The sequence below is a fragment of the Tunturiibacter empetritectus genome, assembly GCF_014201375.1.
Taxonomy (GTDB): Bacteria; Acidobacteriota; Terriglobia; order Terriglobales; family Acidobacteriaceae; genus Edaphobacter; species Edaphobacter lichenicola_D.
In genome coordinates this window covers 409,391-426,176 of record NZ_JACHDZ010000002.1, presented here as the reverse complement: position 1 = coordinate 426,176, position 16,786 = coordinate 409,391, and the positions used below count along the sequence as shown (strand labels likewise).

Genomic DNA, 16,786 nt, shown 5'->3' with positions numbered 1-16,786 from the left:
TATTGCAAAAGTAGACACGGGCTCGCGTAGCACCCCGTTCGAATATGCAATCACTGTGATTCCAGTGGTGGAAACGGTTTCGGTGACTACAGCCTCCGTAAAGTGCGATTACAAAGAGGCGACCGGAACAGACGCGTCTCAGATGGAAGTGCGGTGTTGTTTACCGTAGATATGTACTCTTAATAAATAAAAGCCCCGCTAAAAGGCGGGGCTTTTATTGTGCTCACTGATACTTTAGCGGTCCGATACATCGGACGTCTTAGCTGCAGCCGCTTGTGCTGCCGCAGGACATGCAGCGGTAGCAGGAGCCGCTGCGGGTCATGATGGCTCCGCAGGTGGCGCAGGAGGGTGAGTCGCCCATCTCGTACATGGACTTCATGGCGTCGGAGGCGTGGTAGATGCCACGATCTTCGAGGGACATGGGGTCGGGGGATTCGAGTCCGCTGCGGGCGCTGAGGTCGGGTGCGATTCCCTGCTGGGGTGGGGTGGTGGTGTGGTAGGTGTCCTCGAAGCTGGGTGCGGCTTCTGACTGCGAAATACGGGGATCCTTCTCTTCGCTCAGGATGACGGCATTTTTTGATTGATCGTTTGAGGCGTTGAGGTTGGACAGGACGGAGGACTCAATGCGGTTGCCGGGGGCGTTGACGGTTCCTGTGACCGGGATGCTGGACTGGCCTTGATTTTGGGGGCTGAGGCCGGCGAAGAGGTCGAACTGGTGTCCGGAGAGGAAGCGGATCTGGATCCAGCGGAAGATGTAGTCCATGATCGACTTGGCGTAGCCGATCTGCTCGTTGCCGGTCCAGCCGGAGGGCTCGAAGCGGGTGTGGGCGAACTTCTCGCAGAGGACACGGAGGGGGACGCCGTGCTGGAGGGCGAGGGAGACGGCGGTGGCGAAGGAGTCCATGAGTCCGGAGACGGTGGAGCCTTCCTTGGCCATGCGGATGAAGATTTCGCCGGGCTGGCCGTTTGGATATAGCCCGACGGTGATGTAGCCCTCGTGTCCGGCGAGGCCGAACTTGTGGGTGACCGAGGCGCGCTCGGCAGGGAGACGGTGACGGACGGCGCGGGGAGGAGACTGGGCGTCGACGGAGTCAGAGTTCTGGAGGGCGGCTTCGGCGATCTGCTTGAGCTGGGTTTCGAGCGAGTGGATGCGGGTGTGGGCGGCGGTGGCGGTCTCCATGGCCTCGGTGAGCTGCTGGCGGGCGGCGGCGCGGGCGGCTTCGACGGCTTCGTCGATTTCGGCCTGGGCTGCTACCGCGGTGAGCACTCCTGCTGCCGGGGCTACGGCTGCTACGGCGTTGGTGCCGCGGGTTCCCTTCTTGTCGGCGTCGGTCTGGGCGGTGACGTTGAGGGGCTGGGTGCCTTTGGAGTTGTCGCGGTAGATGGCTACGGCCTTGAGGCCCTGGCGCCAGCTCTCCATGTAGGCTTCGGCGATGTCGTCGACGGAGCAGTCCTGGGGGAGGTTGACGGTCTTGGAGATGGCTCCGGAGAGGAAGGGCTGGGTGGCGCCCATCATCTTGATGTGGCCCATGTAGGAGATGCTGCGGGTTCCCTTGGAGGGCTTGAAGCTGCAGTCGAAGACGGCGAGGTGCTCGGGTTTGATGGCGGGAGCGCCCTCGATGGTGCCGGTGGCGTCGATGTAGCTAACGATGGCGTTGACCTCAGACTCGGAATAGCCGAGCTTGATGAGAGCCGAGGGGACGGTGTTGTTGACGATCTTGATCATGCCGCCGCCGACTAGCTTCTTGTACTTCACGAGGGCGAGGTCAGGCTCGATGCCGGTGGTGTCGCAGTCCATCATGAAGCCGATGGTGCCGGTGGGGGCGAGGACGGTGACCTGGGAGTTGCGGTAACCGTGCTTTTCGCCGTGGGCGAGTGCGCCGTCCCAGGCGTGGCGGGAGGCTTCGATGAGCTGGTCGAGCTGAGGGACGAAGAAGGGCTCGGCGGACTGTTTGGACTTGCCGATGTTGTTGACTTCGGCGCGGTGCATGCGGACGACGTCGAGGAAGGGCTCGCGGTTGACGTAGAAGCCGGGGCAGGCTCCGCCTTCAATGGAGGCCTGCTGGGTGAGCGGGGTGGCTGCGCCGAGGGGCGGGCAGGTTTCGGCGATGCGGGAGGACTGCCAGTAGGCGTCGCCGCAGAGGATCGAGGTAAGCGTGGCGGCGAAGTCGCGGCCGGCGTCGGAGTCGTAGGGGAGACCGAAGGCCATGAGGAGCGCACCGAGGTTCGCGTAACCGAGGCCGAGGGGGCGGTAGTCGTGCGAGTTCTTCGAGATCATCTCGGTGGGGTAGCCGGCGGAGTCGACGATGATCTCCATCGCGGTGGTGACGATCTCAATGGCGTGACGGTAGCTGGGGATGTCGAACTGGCCGCCGGGGGTGAGGAACTTCAGGAGATTGAAGGAGGCAAGGTTGCAGGCGGAGTCATCGAGGAACATGTACTCCGAGCAGGGATTGGAGGCGTTGATGCGGCCGGTGTTCTTGCTGGTGTGCCACTTGTTGATGGTGGTGTCGAACTGCATGCCGGGGTCGCCGCACTGCCAGGTGGCTTCGGCGAGCGAGTGCATGAGGTCGCGGGCCTTGTACTCCTTGACGGGCGTGCGCTCCTTGACGGTGCGGGTGACGAAGGTGCCGTCGGACTCGACTGCGCGCATGAACTCGTCGTTGACGCGGACGGAGTTGTTGGCGTTCTGGAAGAAGATGGAGCTGTAGGCCTCGGAGTCGGGACCGCTGCCGTCGTAGCCAGCCTGCATGAGGTGCCAGGCCTTCTGCTCTTCTTTTACCTTGCACTGGATGAAGTCTTCGACATCGGGATGGTCGACGTTGAGGATAACCATCTTGGCGGCGCGACGGGTCTTGCCGCCGGACTTGATGACGCCAGCGAAGGCGTCGAAGCCGCGCATGAAAGAGAGTGGGCCGGAGGCTGTGCCGCCGCCCGAGAGGGTCTCCATGGAGCCGCGGATGTTTGAGAGATTCGAGCCTGCGCCGGAGCCCCACTTGAAGAGCATGCCCTCGGTCTTGGCGAGGGTGAGGATGGAGTCGAGCGAGTCCTGCACGGAGTTGATGAAGCATGCGGAGCACTGGGGCTTGGTGTAGCCGGTGACGGAGAACTCGACCTTGCCGGTGGTGGCGTTCCAGTGCCAGTTCTGGGCGTCGGAGTTGGGCTCGAGGCGGTCGCAGCCTACGTTGAACCAGACGGGCGAGTTGAAGGCTACCTTCTGGTTGAGGAGGAGATGGGCAAGCTCGGCGTAGAAGGTGTCGGCGTCCTGCTGAGAGGCGAAGTAGCCGCCGGAGATGCCCCAGTCGCGGATGGACTCGGCGACGCGGGTGATGAGGGCGCGGACGCCGGACTCGCGTTCGTTGGAGCCATTGAGGCCGTGGAGGTACTTGGAGGCGACGATGTTGGTCGCGGTCATGGACCAGTCGGCGGGGACCTCGACGCTCTTCTGCTCGAAGATGGTCTTGCCCTTGAAGTCCTGAATGATGGCGTCGCGGAGCTCCCAGACGATCTCGTCGTAGGGGGAGACGCCGGGTTTGGTGGAGTGGCGATCGAAAGTCAGGCCCGGGGTGCGCTGGTTCTTGAAGCCGGCGGCTCCGGATGCGGTCTGGGCGGCGGTCTGTGTGTGGGTCTGGTTGGGGGTGATTGCCATGGGGAGTACTCCTTCTAATTTGATGAAAAAACCAAGGTGCCGATGCCTACAGGTGGCGTTCGGCCGAAAGGTAAAACTGACGAGTATAGCGCTGGATATTTATCCGGCTAGGTTGAGCCGGCAGCGTTCTGGGTCGTGAAATGTAAGGAACTTGGCCGTCTTTTGCGTGGCTGCAGTCGTGAAAGTACCGCCCCTTATGTGGTGTGTCAAGTATAAAGCACAACATGTTGTGTTGGCTGTGCGAATACCTCTATTTATGCGGCATTAATGTGGCAATTCGATAAAAACCTTGGTTTTTGCTGTGGATTTTGCGAAATCAGCGCGCCGGAAGCGGATTTACTGATCCGTAATGGAGCACTTTCGAGGGTAGGCGTGGACGGGTCCGCTGGCAAGGCGCATGTGGTGTGGATTGGAGTGGAAATGTGGGAAAGGGGGCCTGTATGGGACGCCTGGGCATTTGTCCCAGAAGCCCGTTTATGGACAAGTGAATCGAGCTACCTACCCGTAAATCCCTCCCGATTCCCTAGATTGAGAGGCCAAGCTTTCGTTGCAAACCATCGAGTCACCGACGAATGGGCTTTAGGGGTTTATTGGGCTCAAGGGGAAGATTAAGGCCTTTGGTGGGGCCGTGAAAATGGATCATGGGTTGAGCGCTGGTGGAAAAGGTCTGGGTAATGAGGTTGCTTGGGCCGGCGTCCAGGGAGCCGTAGAAGCTGTTGGCGGTCTCGGCAGTGCCGAACTGGCTGGCGGTACAAGAGGGGAAGGAGTTCTGGACAGTGAGCGGGGTGACGGCGGAGTAGGTGATGGTACCAGCGCCGGAGGAGAGGACGGCACTGTCGGAGTTGATGGGTCCGACGAGGTTGACCTGGAAGGCGTTGATGGGGGCGAACTGGTCGGTCTTGAGAGGCAGGGGTTGGATGGTGCGGTTGACCAGCTGAAGGTTGTTGAGGTCGTTGTTGACCCATTGATGGTGGGGACGGGCGTAGAGCTCGTGCAGGTGGGCGTCGCCGGGGCTGATGAAGTTGACGTGCTGCTCCCCGTCGGGCTGGGCGTAGGAGTGGAGCGCGCTGCCGGGGACCGGGACCGTGCCGTTGCCGGAGAGCTGGGTGAGATCGTTGTTGACCCACTGGGCGTCGGGGTGGATGTAATGCTCACGGACGTGGCCGTCGGTTCCAATGAAGTTGACGTGCTGCGAGTTGTTATCGCCCCAGTAGCTGGAGAGCGGGCTGCCGGGTGCGGGCGGAGTGCTGTCGCCGGAGAGGTGGGTGAGGTCATTGTTGACCCATTGGCCGTGGGGGGTGATGTAGAGCTCGCGGACGTGGCCGTCGGTCCCGATGAAGTTGACGTGCTGGCCGTTGTCGGGGCCGAGATATCCGCATAGCGTGCTGTTGCGCGACGGAGCGATGCCGTTGCCGGACTTTTGGATGAGATCGTTGTTGACCCACTGGCCGTGGGGGGTGATGTAGAGCTCGCGGACGTGGCCGTCGGTGTCTATGAAATTGACGTGCTGGCCGTTGTCGGCGTCGATGTAGCCGTCGAGTGGGCTGTTGGGACGGGGGCCGATACCGTCGCCGGACTTATGGATGAGGTCGTTATCGATCCAGTGGCCGTGGGAGGGAATGAACAGCTCGTGCACGTGGTTGTCGTTGCCGATGAAGTTGACGTGCTGACCGCCATCCTGATCGACGTAGCCGTCGAGCGGGGTGTTAGGCAGCGGCAGGATGCCTTTGGAGAGTTGGGTGAGGTCGTTGTTGATCCATTGGCCGCCCAGGGCGAGGTAGAGCTCGCGGACGTGGCCGTCGGTGCCAATGAAGTTGATGTGCTGGCCGTTGTCGGGACCGAAATAGGCATCGAGCGCGCTGCCGTCGGCAGGGGCGATGCCGTTGCCGGAGAGCTGTGTGAGATCGTTATCGACCCAGTTGTAGGAGGGGTCATGGAGGCGCTCGTGGATATGTCCGTCGATGCCAATGTAGTTGACGTGCTGCCGGGTTAACACGGGCGGGTTCTGCAGGGGGCTGGGAGACCAGTATCCGGTGATCGGCGTGTTGGGGGCAGGAAGGAAACCGAGATCGGTGACGGTCCAGGTGATGCCGACGATGTTGTCCTTGGTGTCGTTTTTGAGCTGCATCTGCAACTGATAGCCGGCGGGGAGGACGAGGTTAGGCATGGCGAGGACGCCGAAGTATTCTAGATAGATGGAATCTGAGCCGACCGTATAGTCGTTGAGGGCGAGGTTGATCTGGGGGTCGCCGATAGGGGTGCCCAGGAGAATGAAGATGAATTGCTGAAAGGCGTTGGAGAAGTGGGGGGCGGAGTTGCAGTTGAGCTGGAATCCAAAGCCGTGGTACCAGATACCGGAGGAGTCCTTGTGCACGATGTTCTGGGTGACGTTGATCGTGACGGTGAGGCCGGTGATGTTATTGCACAGGCTGGTGAGGATGTAGTTGGAGTTGCTGCCCAGACCGCCGCCCGGGGGTGGGACTGACATGGGTGGTACCTCCTACAGATGGAGTAGGAAACCTATGAAAGGGGTAGGACTAAGGAAGTATATCGCTAATAGGGATCAGAAGACGTGGAACAGTGAACTCGCGTGTAATGTGTTGCGTAGCGTTCGGTTGACGGAGGATTCTGATGCAGACAGAGATTGGCTCGGGGAGGGAGACCCGAACAGAGACACTGGCGCTGATTGGGATTGCGCTGATGGTAGCACTCGTTCATCTGCTGACGAACGGGCGGTATGGATTTCATCGGGATGAGTTTCAGTTTTTGAGCGATGCGCGGCATCTGGACTGGGGGTTTGTCGCCTATCCCCCTTTTACGCCGTTTGTGGAGCGGGTGGGGTTGCAGTTGTTTGGGGTTTCGATGGTGGGGTTGCGGCTGTTTTCGGTTGTTGCGCAGGCGCTGGCGATTGTGGTGACGGGGCTGATGGCGCGGGAGCTGGGCGGCGGACGGCTGGCGCAGGTGACGGCGGCGCTGGCGGTGGCTACCTCCGGGCTGGCCGTGTTCGAGGGGACGGAGTTTCAGTACTCCTCGTTCGACTATCTGTGGTGGGTTCTGATCGCGTACTTCGTCATTCGGCTGTTGAAAACGGAGAACCCGCGATGGTGGCTGGCGATCGGAGTCTTTGTCGGCTTGGGGTTGATGACCAAGTACTCGATTCTGTTTTTTATCGTGGGGATCGTGAGCGGAATGGTGTTCAGTTCGGCTCGGCGTTACTTTGCGAGTGGGTGGTTCTGGGGTGGAGTGGCGGTTGCGCTGCTGATCTTCGCGCCTAACTTTATCTGGCAGGTTCGGCATGGGTTTATCTCGCTGCATTTTTTGCAGCACATCCATGCGCGGGATGTAAGGCAGGGGCGGGCGAACGGCTTCGTGTGGGATCAGTTCAAGATCTGCGCGAATCTGGCAGCTGCGCCGTTGTGGATCGCGGGAGTGATCTTTTTTCTGCGGAACAAGCGGTATCGAATGCTGGGGTGGATGTACGTGGTTCCGTTCGCGCTGTTTGTGGTTGGTAAAGGACGTGGGTACTATTTGGCGGCGGCTTATCCGATGCTGCTGGCGATGGGTGCGGTGGCGGGTGAAAGGTGGGTGGTGACGCTTGGAACGGAGTGGCGGCGGGCTGTGCTGGGTGTGGTCTTTGCGGGTATGGCGGCGTATGGAGTCTTTGTATACGCGATTATTGTGCCGCTGGCCTCGGATGGGCCGCTGAAGGCGTTCGCGCTGAAGAACAATGGCGATCTGCGGGAGGAGTTTGGATGGGATGAGTTGGTGAAGACGGTTGCGGGGATCCGCGATTCTTTGCCGGCCGAGCAGCGAAGTGAAGTTGGTGTCCTGGTGGGAAACTACGGCGAGCAGGGAGCGTTGGAGATTCTGGGGTCGGCGGACCATCTGCCGCTGCCGATCAGTATGACGAACTCGGCGTGGCTGCGGGGATATCCTGCGGTGCCGCCTTCGACGCTGATTGTGGTTGGCTTTTCGCGCGAGGCTGCAGATAAGGCGTTTTCGGCGTGTAGGCTGGCTGGGCATAATGGAAACTCGGCAGGTGTGAAGAACGAGGAGAGTGAGTCGCATCCGGATATCTTCGTTTGCGGGCCGCCGCGGTTGCCATGGCCGGAGTTCTGGAAGGAGTACCAGGCTTATGGATGAGCTGGGCGGATGAGTTGGATCAGGAGGCTCGGGTAAGGCGGAGGCGCTGGCGAAGCTGGGCGGTGGCTTCGCGGTGGCAGAGGAGGCAGAGCGTGCGGAGGTTGTCAAGGTCGCACTGGCCGCCGCCTTCGGCTACGGAACGGATGTGGTCGGCGTCCCAGAGGCTGCGGCGAGCGGTGATGGACTTCATGCCGTAGAGGCGGAGGCCGGCGGCTCGGGCTGGGCCTCGAGAGCGCTTGAGGGCGTTGTAGGCGGCGATGGTGTCGATAGCGCAGACGCTGCAGATACCGTGGTCTCGGGCGAGGACTTGGTTGCGTAGGTAGCCGGGGTCGGTGCGGAGACGCCACTGGTGGACACAGTAGTCGCTGCAGAAGGTGCGGCGGCGTTTTGCGAGGATTTCAAGTTCGCACCAGCGGCAGAGAGGCAGTTTGTTCGGGCCGACCGGAAGAGCATGGCGAGTTGTGCGGCCGCCGGCGAGGGTGCGTGGGACGATCATGCTGGTTTGAGCATAGGGCTCGTGGGGTAGGTTTGGGGATGGTGAGGCGGGTTCCCTTCTGGAGGATGGCGAGAGTGCGGCTCGTGAGTTTATCTTTTATCTAAAATCTAAGGTTGATGAAGTCAAAACAAAGCACAAAACTCTGTCAAAAGAGAGAGAGACATCGCAGAAAACAAAATTTTTGCGGAGGAAGACGAAAGAAACGGCTTCAGCGGTAGTGGTGTTAGTTCAGAGTTGGCTATGATCGTGAAGGTAGCGGAGGGCAAGATGTCCAGGACACAGTCGACGATGGTCGCTTTGGGTGCTACGGCTCCCGCGTTTGAACTGGTAGATGTGGTGAGCGGAAGAGCTGTGGGGCGGGATGATGTCTTCGCTGCAAGCTGGGAGGATGGCCGGTCTGATACGGAGAATCGGATGACCGGAGGTGGAACGTCGCCGTCGGGCCGGCACGGACTTCTGGTGATGTTTCTCTGCGTGCACTGCCCGTTTGTGAAGCATGTGGAGGAGGAACTGGCAAGGGTCGGGAAGGACTACGAAGGAAAGATTGCGATTGCGGCGATCTCGTCGAACGATGTGGAGGCTTATCCGCAGGACGCGCCAGCGGAGATGAAGAAGCAGGCAGAGCGGCTTGGGTTCCGCTTTCCGTATTTGTACGACGAGACGCAGGAGGTCGCACGAGCCTATGACGCGGCTTGTACGCCGGATTTCTTTTTGTTCGACGCGGAGATGGCGCTGGTATATCGCGGGCAGATGGATGATAGTAGGCCTCGACGCGGGGATTCAGGCAACGACATCCCTGTAACGGGGAAGGATCTGCGGGCTGCGATGGATGCGGTGATCGCGGGAAAACGACCGGATACGAATCAACGATTCTCAATTGGGTGCAATATCAAGTGGAAGGAATAACCCGCCGCTTGCGCGGCAGTGCACGATGAGATTGTTTGAGAGCATGAGAAAGGGAGCGCTATGGATGCTGTACTGGAAGAGCTGAAGGCGGGAATACGGAAGTTTCGAATGGGTGTCTATCCTGAGAACAAGGATACCTATGTTAAGGCAGCGAGCGAGCCTCAGACGCCGCATGCTTTGATTGTGACTTGTGCGGACTCTCGAATTGATCCTGAGTTGATTACACAATCGCAGCCCGGCGATGTATTTGTAACTCGAAATGTCGGGAACCTGGTACCGGCGTACGGCGAGATGCTTGGCGGCGTGAGTGCGGTGATTGAATATGCCGTTACGGCGCTGAAGGTGCAGCATGTTGTGGTGTGCGGGCACTCGGATTGTGGGGCGATGAAGGGCCTGCTGCATCCCGAGGCCTTGGAGAAGATGCCGACTGTGAAGAGCTGGCTGAAGAATGCGCATGCGGCGTTGAGTGTGGCGAGTTCGCTGGCCAAGCCTGACGAGGAACCAGGCGTGCTGCTGCGCCAGCTGACCGAGGAGAATGTTTTGCTGCAAATTCAGCATCTGCGGACGCATCCGTCGGTTGCGGGGGCGGCGGCGCGCGGGGAGTTGACGATCTCCGGATGGATCTACGACATTGGCAAGGGCGAGGTGAGGATCTCGGAGGACGGGAGTCGGACGTTTGTGCCGGTGACGATTCAGGGCGAAGGCGAATGATCGTTCCGCGTGGGCGACAGCTGATGCCGATGCTGAAGTACGTTGGCTTACCGCTGCTACTGCTGGTGCTGTATGACCTGGCGGTGGTGGCGGCGTACAAGCTGTTGCGCTGGGAGTGGGTGGCGATGCCGCATATTCCCCTGGCGCTCTTTGGATCGGCGATCGGAATTATCGTTGCGTTCCGGAACCAGTCTGCGTATGGCCGGTGGTGGGAGGCTAGGATTCTGTGGGGTTCGGTGGTAAACAACTCACGGAGCTGGGCGCGACAGGTGACCACTGGGATGTTGTCGCTGAGGGGTAGCGATACTCCGGAGCTCAAGGAGATGCAGCGACGGATGGTCTATCTGCAGATCGCGTTTGTGCATGCACTGCGACAACACCTGAGGAAGCTGGAGCCGTGGGCTGAGATCGCGCCGTTCCTGGAGCACGGCGAGCTCGAGAGTCTGCGGGCCGAGAAGAATGTTCCATTGGCTCTACAGCAGCTGATGGGTAAGCTGCTGTTGGAGTGCCAGACGAGGGAGTGGATTGACGCGCTGCAGTGGCGCGCGATGGACGAGAGTCTGAACGATCTGGCGGATGCGCAGGGCGGTGCGGAACGGATCAAGAACACTCCGATGCCGAAGCAGTATGACTACTTTCCGCAGTTGTTCGTGCATATCTACTGCGTCCTGCTGCCCTTGGCGCTGGTGACGAATATGGGATGGCTGACGCCGCTTGGCTCGACGCTGGTGGGGTTTATCTTTCTTGCGCTGGATAAGATCGGACGAGACCTTGAAGATCCTTTTGAGAACACTATCTACGACGTTCCGTTGACTTCGATCACTACAACGATCGAAGTCAACCTGCGGCAGCTGCTTGGCGAGTCGGAACTTCCGCCGGCCACGACTCCGATCGACGGTGTGCTCTGGTAGTTGTAGATCGACGTTTTGAGAGGCGCCCCGGCCCTCGTGCCGGGGCTTCTCGCGTATTAGATCAGGCGTGAGTGGTGCCGTCGGAGCCGTGGAGTTTTACGAGCTTGTTGTAGATGCCGAGGATAAGGAACGGCGCGGCCCATTGGCCGACAAAAAGAGCTGAGTGCGGTTTCTTTGCAGCTTGAAAGCCGACTGAAACCGCCATGGAGCCAATGGCCAGAGCAAGGTAAACGGTGGACGGAACCTGTGCTGTGACTTTTTCGATGGCGGCGGTTATCTGATCTTCCTGAACTTCCCCTTGACTTACACGATAGTCGGTCATTAACGAATCTCCCTGACGGCGTTGCCGTCGTACTTAGCAGAGATGCAGGTAAGCGGAAAGAGTTGGGCTGAGACTTTTGTGAGATTTTGCCCGGGTCAACAGGTGTCGAAATTGCGTTGATACGGTGGAGAGGCTTTGAAAGCGTCTCTAAAGCCAGTTCAGCTTGCGGAGGAGGAACAGCAAGACAGCCGTGGCAACGACGGTGATGCCGCCAACCCACTCTGCACCGTGGGGTGAATCTTCAAAAGGAAGGCCTTTGAGATTCATTCCGTAGATACCGGAGATGGCGAGAACTGGAAGGACGATGGTGCCTAAAACCGTCAAGACCTTCATGACCTCGTTGGTGCGATTTGAGACGGACGAGAGATAGATGTCGAGCGTGTTGTTGAGCAGGTCGCGCTGGGTTTCGACCGAGTCGAGCAGACGTGCGACGTGATCGTAGGTATCGCGGACGTAGGGCTGATAGTCGGCATCGATGATGGTGTTGGGATCGCGCTGGAGATGGAGCGCTGCGTCGCGGGTGTTGACGAGGACGCGTCGGAGGTCAATGAGTTCGCGCTTGATGGCGAAGACGGACTGGAGGATCTCAGGGGTGGGATCGTCGAAGACTTTGTCTTCGAGCTGGTCGATGCGGTCGTCGAAGTGGTCGATGGCCGAGAAGTAGAGATCGACGATGGTGTCGAGGATGAGAGAGACGAGTTTTCCGGGGTGTTCGTCATCGCCGTCGCGGCGGGCACGGGCGAGGGCCTGCCCGGTAGTGGGGCAGGTGGGGTCGGAGACGGTTATGAGGAAGTCTTTGCCGGCGAAGATGTCGATTGGGGAGAAGGATGGCATCTCTTCGCCGGGGTTGTCGGGGTCGGGGATGAGACGGACCGGCTTGAAGACGGCGAAGGTGTAGGTCGCGCCGGAGTCAACTTTGACGCCTTCGTCTTCGTTGCGTGTGTCTTCGATATGAAGAGGATGGAGGTTGTACTGTTTGGCGAGCGCGTCGAGCTTGGGGTCGTTGGCGTCGTTGAGTTGATACCAGGGCATGGAGTTCCTTTTATGCGCGATTTGATGCCGGGAGCTCGGGTCCATCCTACTGTGGCTTACGTTTATGGTCTAGAAAACGCCCTCGGATTTTAGAAAGCGAGACCCACCCCTGATGCAGATCCGGTGCGATGTTCGTCTATTCGTGTTGCTTGTCGGCTGCTATTTGGCTTGGCTTTAGTGCAAAGCCAGTACCGTCTCAGGCTGGTGCTGGTGTGGGGTCCGGGTATGACCCGCGAAGCATGCGCAGGGTTTTCTATGAGAACGAACTTTGCGGCTGGTTACTTGTGCAGACCCTTGAGGGTCTTGGTGATGCCTTTGGCGCCGGCAACGACTGCCATTTTGGTGTTGTCGATGACCTTGCTCTTGCCCGGCGGCGTAGGGTTGAGGCCTAGTTTGCGCAGCTGGTGATTGACGCGGAAGAGGTCGCGATCGAAGGCTATTGATTCGTAGCCGATGCTGAGCGACATCGAAGATGTGGGACCGCTTTCGACCATGTGCGGGAAATGCATGGGGATGTGGACGCCGGTTCCTGGCTCCATCTCGAAGCGCATGGCGCGCGACCTGATCTCTTCGCGGAATGCGATCTCGTTCTTTGCCCAGTACTTTTCGATATCGAGGTCTTTGAGAATTTCTTTGTCGCTTCCATCGAAGATGTAGATGGTCTTTGTACCCTGGATCTGGAGAAGGAAGCTGTCTTCGCTGTCGATGTGATACGGCGTGAACTCGTTTGGCGAGGTCAGGAAGAGCGTCTCCATGGGCGCGCGATACTCTTTGCCGAGGTCGACATGAGTAAGCTCCGAGAGCTCTTGCGTCATGGTTTCGAGGACCTTGTCGTACTTTGGCTGCGTATGGATGAAGCTGAGCTTCATCCTCATGCGGCTGAGGTCGGAGTGGCGAAAGGCCTCTACGAGGCTGGCCTTGTGATCTTCACTGCCCCACTCTCTGAATTTTCTGTCGAGGTAGAAGAAGCCGGATTTGGTGTTGTCGCGGCTCCAGATTTCGGCTAGCTTCTCCACCGACTGGGTCGAGAAGAGATCGTTGGAGTCGAGGTTATGGCAGAAGAGAAACGGCTTTCGCCTGAAACAATCCGAAAATTGCTGTTCGGGTTGGAAGTAAGTGTAGGACACGGTGACCCCCGGCAGATCGCAAACTGCTTTCTGGTTCAGACAAAGCGAATGTTACAGGGAGGAGTGTTCGACTTCAATTTTAAAGTGCTCAACCATGCGATCTGTTCAGTCCCACGCGACTTTTCGTAGTAACCAAGGAGGCAGTTACTATGCACAGCGAGGAGCTTCTTTAGTCCGAGAACTGGAGGGGAAGCACAGGAACGCTAACGCGTAACGGTTTCAATATGAGTAATTTCGCCGTCGCGCATGTGGAGGATTCGGTCGGCGATCTGGGCGGCCTCCGGGTTGTGGGTGATCATGAGGACGGTCTGGTTGAGGTCGCGGCTGGACTGGCGAAGCATCCTTAGAACGGCATCCGAGTTTTTCGTATCGAGGTTGCCGGTGGGCTCGTCAGCGAGGACGATAGCGGGGCGGTTGATGAGGGCTCGGGCGATGGCCACGCGCTGCTGCTCTCCGCCCGATAGCTCGTTGGGACGGTGATCGAGACGGCCCTGGATGCCGAGCATCTCGGTGAGGTGGGTGAGAAGAGGGCGGTCGAGCTCTCGCTTGGTAGAGGCGCCGAGATTGGCGATGTCGTGGGCGATCTCAATGTTGCCCATGGCCGTGAGGGTGGGCAGGAGATTGAAACGCTGGAAGATGAACCCGATCTTGGCGCGGCGGGTGCGGGTTCGCTCTGCATCGGTGAGGGTGGCGAAGTCGACGCCGTCGATGAGGACGGAGCCGGTGGTGGCTCCGGTGAGGCCGCCGAGAATGTAGAAGAGAGTGGACTTCCCGGAGCCGGAGGGGCCCACGATAGCAACGAACTCGCCCGGATTGATAGCGAAGTTGACCTCGCGAAGTGCGGGAACCTCGAGCTTGCCGGAACGGTACGTCTTGCCGAGATCGCGAGCGAGAATAACAGGCATTGCTGCGCTGCCATCGGGCGTCGAATGAAGAGGCGTTGTGGAAGAGGAGCCGGGTTGGGGGGACAACGTGGAAGAATGAGAAGGCATGTACGTATAGAAAGTCTATCGCGAATGGGGTGGGGAGTGAGGCTGACCGAGCTTTTGCTGGCGGGAGTGGCGGGTTGGACGGCACTGGGAGTGGTGGGTGTTGGGGTGTCGTGGCTGCGGGGCGAACGGGCGCGAGTGCGGCGCGGGATAGCCTGGCTGGCCGGGGTTTGGGTGGTGTATCTGGCGATTCTGATAGGGATTTCGCTGGTCCAGAGGCAGAGAGTGGCAGCGGTGGGACAACCGCAGTGCTTTGATGAGATGTGCTTTACGGTCGCGGGGGTGGAGGAGGTGAAGGGCTTTATGGTCCGTGACGGATGGCGCCTGGTGCGAGTAACCGTTCGAGTTACAAATCGGGGCCGGTCGGCACAGAGCGATAGTTTGATACAGGTTTACCTGACGGATGCGCAGGGGCGTCGGTGGGAGGAGTCGGCTGGAGTCAATGGAGTGGGGTTGACGACGAAGGTGGGTGGCGGAGCTTCGGTGGTGAGTGAGCCGGTCTTCAACCTGGCTGGAGATGCGACCGGCTTGAGATTGGTTTTGACGCATGGGTGGAAGCAGCCGGGGTTGTTAATTATTGGTGACTCAGACAGTGTGCTGCACCGCAAGACGGTGGTGGAGCTTGGGCGCTGATTCAGGACTCGGGTGCTCCGAGAGAGCGATATTCGAGAGAAGAAAACCGCGTAAGTTACGGCGGATCCCGGCAAGAGGGTTACCGGTGTGGTAGAGGAAGCTAGATAACTTTTTCCTCGATATTTGCAAGTTGGTGCATGATGCCGAATGAGATACGCGAGATCCCCTGTGGAATGCTGCGGGTAAACTTGGCACATAAATTGCATGTCATACTGCGTCGGAAGTCTGGAAGATACTTCTGAAACGGGCTCCATCTGTCGCGCACTATCTGTTGCAAGACAGAGATGACATTCATTAGTAGTAAGGGCTTCACGCACGAACTACATTACGAACGCGATCGGCTTGAACGACCAGTCAGATTGCATGCGTTATTCCGCTTTTTACGTTTTGCGCTGATTCTATTCAGCCTGAGTTGAAGCCCTAGCCCCGGATAGTTACGCGATGTCCCAACTGCGCCCGCTGAGTCTCCGCGCGCGCCCGCAGTTTGGTGCGTCAATTTGTCCCCTATGCAGCCGGCCTTGCTGCGTAGACGGTCGCGCTGGTCTAACAATGCCCCAGGAGGCAGACGTGAATAAACTCATTTGCACTCTCGTTACCGCATCGGTTCTTGTCGGCGGCTCCGCTTACGGCCAGAACAAGACCAAAACCACCAACGATAAGCAGACAAAGCAGGCGCTGGCTGACAACCAGATGGACAAAGTTACCGCCGCCGGCGAAGAGAATTCTTCGATCGCGGCCAATAACTCGACCGTCACTGAAAACAACACAGGCACGGTGAATCTGTCTGGAAGCGCGCTGATGGGTGCCAGTGGCATCAACATCGTAAGTTCGTCTGACGCGCTTGTTGCCAATGGCGTCAACGTATACGACAGCAGCGCGTTGTCCGATGCCTCATCCAAACCAACCGATGTAACGCAGGCCAACGGTATTTCGCAGGATAGCTCATCGTCGGCCGATCTCACCGGTTATAAGCGGGGAACGAACAGCCAACTGACAGTTGTCAAGAACTCGAATGTAAGCGCTGCAAGCAGCTCTGCGTCGAGCCTCAACTCTTCGCTTAACACCAGCACGACCGATAACTTTGCTTATACCAACGATCTGACGAAGAGCAAGAGCTTCTCTGACACGTTCACCAAATCGAAGACTGCTGCTGCGACGTTGAACGCTTCTGAAAACAATGCAGCCAACGACAACAATACAGCGGCTACCGGCACCACAGCCAACAATGCAACGGCAGCGACTGGCGGCAGCGCCGGAACGTCGGGCAGTTCGACTTCCAGCAACAACGCTGCGAGTGGTGGAAGCACCTCTGGAACCGTAGGTGCTGCTTCGAATAATACGCACGCAGCCAATGGCGGGTCGGCGAATAACGCCACCGGCAACACGTCGAACACAGATACGAGCGCCTCAACCAACGCCGCGTCGTTGGCGGCCACCCTGAACCTGGCCTCGAGCAAGAGCAACACACTGACCGCGAGCTCGTCGAAGACTCATAATGTGAGTGTGTCGAATAACTATGCGACCAGTGATGCGGAGACACTTGCGACGACCGCTTCAGACACGGAGTCCTTTACAGCAGTGAAGAGCAAGTCTGTAACTAAGGATATAGAGGGTGCACTCAGCTTCGACGATGCGTCCGCGAAAAACATCGCCGTCGATGGATCGACCATCAATGACACCAACAGCTACAGCGTGATACTTGCCGGTTCGGCAGAGCAGAACGCGAAGGCACTGAACATCGTAAACGCGGCTGGCGGTATGGTTGCCAATGGGCTCAACATTGCCCACACGACAAACCTGACTACGATGCCGACCCTCAGCCAGGTCAACGTTATCTCGCAGTCTCGCTAAAGACGGCCGCAGGGAG

At 58.9% G+C, this 16,786-nt stretch carries 13 protein-coding genes; 6 read left to right on the top strand and 7 right to left on the bottom strand.

Translation table 11 applies throughout. The annotated features are described in order from the left end of the window. Window positions 1–259: 259 nt before the first annotated feature. Complete coding sequence (locus tag HDF10_RS07905) at window positions 260–3,649, bottom strand: vitamin B12-dependent ribonucleotide reductase (protein ID WP_183812223.1); 3,390 nt, start codon at window positions 3,647–3,649, stop codon at window positions 260–262. Window positions 3,650–4,211: 562 nt separating this feature from the next. Then, window positions 4,212–6,137, bottom strand: a complete 1,926-nt coding sequence (locus tag HDF10_RS07900; RefSeq protein WP_183812222.1) for a hypothetical protein — start codon at window positions 6,135–6,137, stop codon at window positions 4,212–4,214. A gap of 143 nt (window positions 6,138–6,280) precedes the next feature. On the opposite strand from HDF10_RS07900, the gene HDF10_RS07895 reads away from it, so the two are divergent. Continuing rightward, complete coding sequence (locus tag HDF10_RS07895) at window positions 6,281–7,792, top strand: glycosyltransferase family 39 protein (protein ID WP_183812221.1); 1,512 nt, start codon at window positions 6,281–6,283, stop codon at window positions 7,790–7,792. Between the two features lie 19 nt (window positions 7,793–7,811). Here HDF10_RS07895 and HDF10_RS07890 read toward each other — a convergent pair whose 3' ends face one another. Further along, window positions 7,812–8,288 (bottom strand): HNH endonuclease signature motif containing protein, encoded by a 477-nt coding sequence (locus tag HDF10_RS07890; protein WP_183812219.1) that lies wholly within the window; start codon window positions 8,286–8,288, stop codon window positions 7,812–7,814. A gap of 267 nt (window positions 8,289–8,555) precedes the next feature. Between HDF10_RS07890 and HDF10_RS07885 the strand changes: the two genes are divergently transcribed. The 3 genes from HDF10_RS07885 to HDF10_RS07875 are packed head-to-tail and all read left to right on the top strand — an operon-like array spanning window position 8,556 to window position 10,816. Continuing rightward, complete coding sequence (locus HDF10_RS07885; RefSeq protein ID WP_183812211.1) at window positions 8,556–9,194, top strand: thioredoxin family protein; 639 nt, start codon at window positions 8,556–8,558, stop codon at window positions 9,192–9,194. A gap of 60 nt (window positions 9,195–9,254) precedes the next feature. After that, complete coding sequence (locus HDF10_RS07880; RefSeq protein WP_183812209.1) at window positions 9,255–9,905, top strand: carbonic anhydrase; 651 nt, start codon at window positions 9,255–9,257, stop codon at window positions 9,903–9,905. After that, window positions 9,902–10,816: a bestrophin family protein gene (locus HDF10_RS07875; protein WP_183812207.1), complete on the top strand. Its 915-nt coding sequence runs from the start codon at window positions 9,902–9,904 to the stop codon at window positions 10,814–10,816. The genes HDF10_RS07880 and HDF10_RS07875 overlap by 4 nt, the downstream gene beginning before the upstream one ends. 61 nt (window positions 10,817–10,877) lie before the next feature. On the opposite strand, the gene HDF10_RS07870 is transcribed toward HDF10_RS07875, so the two are convergent. The 4 genes from HDF10_RS07870 to HDF10_RS07855 form a co-directional block, all read right to left on the bottom strand. Continuing rightward, the gene (locus HDF10_RS07870) at window positions 10,878–11,138 is read right to left on the bottom strand and encodes a hypothetical protein (protein WP_183812205.1); all 261 of its coding nucleotides are present in this window, start codon (window positions 11,136–11,138) and stop codon (window positions 10,878–10,880) included. A gap of 147 nt (window positions 11,139–11,285) precedes the next feature. Beyond that, a complete protein-coding gene (locus HDF10_RS07865) occupies window positions 11,286–12,170 on the bottom strand; it encodes a magnesium transporter CorA family protein (protein ID WP_183812203.1) in 885 nt (294 codons plus the stop codon). A 278-nt stretch (window positions 12,171–12,448) separates the two neighbouring features. Further along, window positions 12,449–13,297: a JmjC domain-containing protein gene (locus HDF10_RS07860; protein ID WP_183812201.1), complete on the bottom strand. Its 849-nt coding sequence runs from the start codon at window positions 13,295–13,297 to the stop codon at window positions 12,449–12,451. Window positions 13,298–13,500: 203 nt separating this feature from the next. After that, window positions 13,501–14,202 carry an ABC transporter ATP-binding protein gene (locus HDF10_RS07855; protein ID WP_183812199.1) on the bottom strand — a complete coding sequence of 234 codons (702 nt, stop codon included), beginning with the start codon at window positions 14,200–14,202 and terminating at the stop codon, window positions 13,501–13,503. 123 nt (window positions 14,203–14,325) lie between these two features. Here HDF10_RS07855 and HDF10_RS07850 point away from each other — a divergent pair, with 123 nt between their 5' ends. Together HDF10_RS07850 and HDF10_RS07845 are read left to right on the top strand one after the other, a co-directional pair. After that, a complete protein-coding gene (locus HDF10_RS07850) occupies window positions 14,326–14,919 on the top strand; it encodes a hypothetical protein (protein ID WP_183812197.1) in 594 nt (197 codons plus the stop codon). Window positions 14,920–15,486: 567 nt separating this feature from the next. After that, window positions 15,487–16,770: a hypothetical protein gene (locus HDF10_RS07845; RefSeq protein WP_183812195.1), complete on the top strand. Its 1,284-nt coding sequence runs from the start codon at window positions 15,487–15,489 to the stop codon at window positions 16,768–16,770. Window positions 16,771–16,786: the final 16 nt, after the last annotated feature.